2 protein-coding genes and 2 pseudogenes are annotated in these 5,297 nt (G+C 72.5%); 2 read left to right on the top strand and 2 right to left on the bottom strand.

The features are described 5' to 3' along the window. Positions 1–1,002, bottom strand: a pseudogene (locus tag UW392_RS51550) (ALF repeat-containing protein); the annotation flags it as partial. Positions 1,003–1,569: 567 nt separating this feature from the next. Between UW392_RS51550 and UW392_RS51545 the strand changes: the two are divergent. Together UW392_RS51545 and UW392_RS51540 are read left to right on the top strand one after the other, a co-directional pair. Next, positions 1,570–2,112, top strand: coding sequence for a hypothetical protein (locus UW392_RS51545; protein WP_320782358.1), 543 nt, complete (start codon positions 1,570–1,572; stop codon positions 2,110–2,112). Positions 2,113–2,159: 47 nt separating this feature from the next. Then, positions 2,160–4,373, top strand: coding sequence for a trypsin-like serine protease (locus UW392_RS51540; RefSeq protein WP_320782357.1), 2,214 nt, complete (start codon positions 2,160–2,162; stop codon positions 4,371–4,373). Between the two features lie 84 nt (positions 4,374–4,457). On the opposite strand, the pseudogene UW392_RS51535 reads toward UW392_RS51540, so the two are convergent. Beyond that, positions 4,458–5,297: pseudogene (locus UW392_RS51535) on the bottom strand (hypothetical protein); the annotation flags it as partial.

Here is a 5,297-nt window from a genome sequence, read left to right as displayed (position 1 = left end):
GGCGGCGCGGCTGGAGGCGGCCTGGGCGGTACGGGACGCGGAGATCGCCGTGCCGGCGGCGTCGGCGGCGCCCTTGGCGGCACTGGCCGCCTTGTTGGCGGCGGCGGCCGACCTGCGGACGTCGTTCTGGGCGGCCTGGGCCTCCGCGGCGGCCTCGAGCGCGGCCTCCTTGGCCTTCTCGGCGGCCTCCTTCGCCTGGTCCGAGGAGCGGACGGCCTGCTCGGTCTTGAGCTGGGCCTGCCGGCCCTCCCGCTCAACGATCTTGACCAGCTGGTCGATCGTGGCGGCTTCCTCGTCGCGGGCGCGGGCGATGTACTGGCCGGAGGCGAGGAACTGGCTGATCGCCTCGGGCGTGCCGTCGGACAGGGCGCGCTCCGCGTACAGCTTCACCTGCGGGGAGGCGGTCGACAGGATGGTGAAGACCTCGACGTGCTCGTCCTCCGCGCGCGCCGTGTGCTGGGTCGTCTCCAGGAACGTCCGCAGCGCGTCCGCGGTGCCCGCGTTCAGCGCCTTGTCGGCTTCCCGCCGCACAGCGGCGCCGCTGTTGTTGCGGACGGTGAAGACCTGCACCCGCAGGTCCGTCTCGAGGGGCTGGGCGTAGCCGGTCTCCAGGAAGGCCGCGATCGCGTCGTCCCCCGCCGACAACGCCGTCTCGGCCGACTCGCGGGTGGACTCGCCGGCGTAGGAGAGCGAGGAGAGCACGGTGTAACGGTTGTCCTCGGCGTTCGCCGAGGGCAGTTCGCCGGTGAGGAAGGCCGACACGGCTCCCGAGGAGCCGACGAGGGCGATGGCGGCGGCCTCGCGAGCCGCCCGGCCGCCCGTCTTGTACGCCCACACGGCCCGGCCCCGGTCGGTGTCGGGGAGGCCGGTGTCCGCGACATCCGTTTCGGCGGCACGGGCGGGTGCGGCGGTCAGGGTGAGGATCGACGGGAGGGCGGGAACGGCGGCCGCCCCGGCGATGGTCGTGAGTATCCGGCGTCTGCTCCACAGTGACGCTGACAAAGTATGCATCCTTCCCGTACGGGATTCGGCGATGCGGACATGTTTGTGGCGCCCCGAAGCCCTCGGTGGAAGGGGAATCAGGGCGTCGTATCAAAGCCTGCGATACATGCGAAACCTGCAGGAGCACATTACCCGTCCGCTGCCGATAGGCCAGCCCTCTTTGGGGAGAATTGAATATTCGGTCGGGCTGGCGGCGCGCGCTGCCGAGTCGACCGGAAGGAGCGGAACGTCAGTCTCCGTTCACTGCCTGTCCAGGGACAATCCGCGAACTTTCCTGGCAAGACCCCCCATGGAGTGGTGTAGGTCACAGGTGAATTACGGTGCGTTTGGCCATTTCCTGACGTTTTATTGCAATGGACAAGCACCCGAGCGAAGGTCTTATATTCCCGAGGCTGCGGGAATGGGGTCCCGTCGGTATCGGGGGTATCAGGGGGTGTAATTCCCGGGCATGTGTCTTTCTGGCCACGCATACTCTTCGAGCGAATGGCGGCCCTTCGTGCCGCAGCCTTCCTGCCCGTTTTAATCCGTTCCGGCAGCCCAGCGCCGGAACCGACCACTAGGACTGCGATGAAGGCACGTAGCACCACCGCGTCGAGAACCGAGCGCCTCCTGGGGCGCACCCTGGGCGCCGCCGCCGCTGCCGGCGCCCTCGCGTGGCTCGTGACGGCGGGCGGGCAGGCGGGGCCGCCCGCCGCGGAGCAGGTCACCTCGGCCCGGGCCGTCGCCGACGAGGCCCCGGGTTACGCGGTCGAGACCTTCGACTACCCGCAGGCCGACGAGATCCTCCAGGAGCAGGGCATCGCCCTCAAGCGCGGCGACGGCCACATCACCCTCGCCACCTGCGCCACCGGGACCGGCCAGCTGGAGATCTACTCCCGCGTCAACCAGAAGGTCTGCTTCCGCGTCACCGGCGCAACCGGCTGGCTGACGCTCGAGGTCGCCTCCGTCTACGGCGTGCAGACCCCCGGATACGCCACCGACCTCGACATGACCGTGGACGCCGAGGAGAAGTCCTACGAGGTCCCCGCGAACTCCTGGCAGGCGGTGGGCCAGAGCGCCGACCCGGAGGGCCGTCCCCACATGCTCGTGGAGATCCGCACCTCCAAGTGATGTCCCGTCGAGTCCCCCTGCCAGACCTGCCACAAGGAATTCACTTCATGCGACACAGCAGACCCGTGCGCCTCGCCGCGTCGGCCGCCGCCCTGATCGCGGGATCCGTCGTGGTGACCGCCGTGCCCGCCGCAGCCGTCACCGGTCCCGCCGTCCCCGCCTCCGAGACCACCTACGCCTACACCGCCCAGGTCATCGTCGGCGACCACGACCGCGGCTGCTCCGGTGTCCTCGTCGACCGCGAATGGCTGCTGACAGCGGCCAGCTGCTTCGCCGACGACCCGGCCGCGAGCCTCGCGGTCCCCGCGGGCAAACCGCGGCTGAGGACCACCGCGACCATCGGGCGCTCCGACCTCACCAGCACGGCCGGCGCGGTCCGCGAGGTCGTCGAGCTCGTGCCCCGCACCGACCGTGACGTGGTCCTGGCCCGGCTGAACCGCCCGGTCACGGGCGTCACCCCCATCGCCCTGGCCACCGCCGCGCCCACCGCGGGCGAGGAGCTGAGGCTCGCCGGGCACGGCCGCAGCGCCGACGAGTGGGCACCGCTGAACCTGCACACCGGCGCGTTCTCGGTGGACGCCGCCGACGCCACCACCGCCACGGTCACCGGCAAGGACGGCGTGGCCGCCTGTGCGGGCGACACGGGCGGACCCCTGGTCCGCGTCGCGGGCGGCACGCACCAGCTGGCCGCCCTCGGCAGCCGGTCGTACCAGGGCGGCTGCTACGGCATCGACGAGTCCGTGACCGGCACCGGCGGCGTCGTCGCCCGCGTCGACGACCTGGCCTCCTGGGTCGAGGAGAAGACCGGCGCGCCCCGCATCACCGACTTCAACTGCGACGCCGTCCCGGACGTCGCAGTCGCCGACCCGGCGGCCGCCGTCGGTGGCGACTCCGGCGCGGGCCTCGTCCGTATCGTGTACGGCGGCGGCAAGGGCACCGCCGAGATCCACCAGGACCTCGACTGGGTGCCGGGCGGCTCCGAGGCGAGCGACTGGTTCGGCGAGGCCATGGCCACCGTCGACTACGACGAGGACGGCTGCACCGACCTTGTCGTCGGCACCCCCTCCGAGGACATCGGCAGCGTGGCCGACGCCGGCATGGTCGACATCCTGTACGGCGCCCCGGGCGGCCTCGGCACCGGCGCGACCAAGGCCACCCACTTCGAGCAGGGCGCGGGCAACGGCTCCATGGCCGCCTCCGCGGCCGAGGCGGGCGACCGCATGGGTCAGTCCCTCGCCGCCGGTGTCAGTGGAGCGGGCGAACCGTTCGTGGTGATCGGTGTGCCCGGTGAGGCCCTCGGCAGCCTCGCCGAGGCGGGCATGATCTTCTACGTGCACGGCACCACCAACGTCACCGTCCACCAGGACAGCACGGGTGTGCCGGGCGTCGTGGAGGCCGACGACGGCTTCGGCAGCACCCTGGCGGCCGACGCCAACCACTTCGCGGTCGGCGCCCCGGGCGAGGCCATCGGCACCGACGCGGACGCGGGCACCGTGGCGGTCTTCAGCCACACGCTGAACGCGGAGAACCGTCCCACCCCGCTGTTCGCCCTCGACCAGGACCTCGACACGGTCGGCGGCGGCGCGGAGCCCGGTGACGAGTTCGGCAGGTCCGTGGCTCTGGCGACGCACCGCCCGTCGGGCGCCGCGACCGCGGACGAGTCGATCCTCGCGGTCGGTTCGCCCGGTGAGGACCTGGCCATCGATGGCGTCGACAAGGCCGACGCAGGCATGGTCCAGACCTTCCGTATCACCGCCTCCGGCACCTACACCCAGCTCCACGGATTCTCGTCGGGTACCTCCGACGACGACGTGTCCGGCACCGCCGAGGCCGGCGACCGCTTCGGTTCGACCCTGTCGGCCGTCAACACCGCGCCGCGCGCGGTGAGCACCACGGCGACGCTGAAGCTGGCCGTCGGCGTGCCGAACGAGGCCCTCGGCGCGGTGGCGAACGCGGGCGCGATCCAGACCTTCTCCCTCCTGGGCGCGCCCGGTGCCCACGACAGGTGGATCGAGGCCGGCGACGGCGACGGCATCCCCGGCACCCCCGGCACCAACCAGTACCTGGGCCGGAGCATCCACTACACCGGCACCCACCTGTACGTCGGCATGGCGTACGGCCCGAGCACCCATGGCGCGCTCCACGCCCTGCCGCTGTCCAACGTGACCGCCGGTGGCACCGTCGCCCCGGTCACCACCTACCAGCCCGGCCAGGGCGGCCTGCCGTCGGCCGGCACCCGCTTCGGGTACGCGGCGCGGTAGGAGGGTTCCGGGACGTCCCCGGGTGAGAAGACGACGGGGGCGCCCGGTGAACACCGGACGCCCCCGTTCCCGTACTCCGGGCGGTCACGCGATGTGGTCCTCCTCCAGCTCCGCGTTGAAGCGGGCCTGGAAACGGTCCGAGAGGGTCTTCAGGGCGCTCGGGCTGAGCTTCGTGCCGTACGTCGCCTCGATGTTGTCGCCGAGGGTCTTCGGCGTGGGCAGGCTGCCGTCTATCGACTGGCGGAACACCTGGTAGTACGCCTCCTCCTCGGCCTTCTCGTCCGGCACGGCCGCCGGCGCCGACTCCGCGCGGGGACCGGGGATGGGCAGCTGACCGGCCCGCACCTCGGCCTGCGGCTGCGGTACGCCGCCCTCGCCGAGCTGACGGGTACGGCCGGGACCCGCCGGGATGGGGAAGCTGCCCGTCTCCTCCGACGAGGGGGCCGGCTGGTACTGCTCCGGCTGCTGCTCCTCGTACCACTGCTCGTACTGCTCTTCGGGGTTGTACGACGGGTCGTACCCGCCCTGGTACGTGATCTGCTGCGGGGTCGGGGCGGCGAACCACGGGCTCTGGCCCTCCACCGCCTTCGCCTCCGCCACCGCTTCCTGCGCGTGCTCCACACCCTCCGGCTGGACGGGCTGGGACGGCTGAGGAGCCTGGGAGGGCTGGGAGGGCTGGGAGGGCTGAGCAGGGTGCTGGGGAAGACCCGGGGCCTGGGCCGGGGCGGTGGCGGGGCCCGGGGCGGTGGTGGGGTCCTGCGCCGGGGCGGGCTCCTGCACGGCGGCGGCGGCCGGAGCCTGCGCCGCGGTCGTGGGAGGCTGCGGGGCCGCGCCCTTCGTCAGCGGTATCGGCTCGGCGGCGCGGGCGGCCTGCGCCACGGGTGCCGGTGCCGGTGCCGCCTCCAGTTCCGGCTGCGGCTGAGG

This window comes from Streptomyces sp. CRN 30 (assembly GCF_034105845.1).
Note: the sequence above shows the minus strand (reverse complement) of the source record. Positions and strands in the feature narration are given on the sequence as shown.

What these genes read in the sequence shown, in the direction of transcription:
- UW392_RS51545 (WP_320782358.1), top strand. Translation starts at nt 1,570, where the DNA reads ATGAAGGCACGTAGCACCACCGCGTCGAGAACCGAGCGCCTCCTGGGG.
- UW392_RS51540 (WP_320782357.1), top strand. Translation starts at nt 2,160, where the DNA reads ATGCGACACAGCAGACCCGTGCGCCTCGCCGCGTCGGCCGCCGCCCTG.